Annotated in this window: 1 pseudogene; it reads right to left on the bottom strand. The window is 37.8% G+C overall.

Going from position 1 to position 539, the window contains the following annotated elements:
* Positions 1-494: pseudogene (locus AC1DTM_RS31180) on the bottom strand (helix-turn-helix domain-containing protein); the annotation flags it as partial.
* Positions 495-539 lie beyond the last annotated feature (45 nt).

Raw genomic sequence — 539 nt, 5'->3', positions numbered from 1 at the left:
TTTTCCTTGTTTTGAACTAAGGCATTCAACTTTTTTAAATATGCATTTTCCATGCGTAAACGCTCATTTTCCGCTTGTAGTGCCTCTATTGAACCGTCAACTACACTTTGTCCTTTAGTTGTACTTGTTTTTTTCTTTTCCATGGATGGACGCCCCTTTTTCTTTGATTGTAGGGCATCCAATCCTCCTGTTTCATAAGCTACTTTCCATTTCCGAAGTGTTTCGCAAGAAGGAATATTGAAAAGCGCTGCTGTTTCCCTGATAGATGTCCCTTGTTCATTCATATAATGAAGTACATCTAGTTTATACTCGGAAGAGTAGGATGTATATCGTTTTTTAAAAGCTTTTTCACCTAAAGATTCATATCGTTTAATCCATTGATAGAGCTCACTAGCATCAACACCTATAGATGTAGCAATTGTCCCTCCACCTTCAGCCCCATCTAAATACCGTCGCACTGCTTGTATTTTGTCTTGTGAAGAAAATTTAGCCATAAAAAAGTGCACCTCCAATTGTTAGACTGTGTCTAACAATTGGGG

The sequence above is a fragment of the Bacillus sp. P4_D3 genome, from assembly GCF_056401855.1.
The sequence above is the reverse complement of the archived record's forward strand: the minus strand, read 5'-3'. Positions and strand labels throughout refer to the sequence as shown.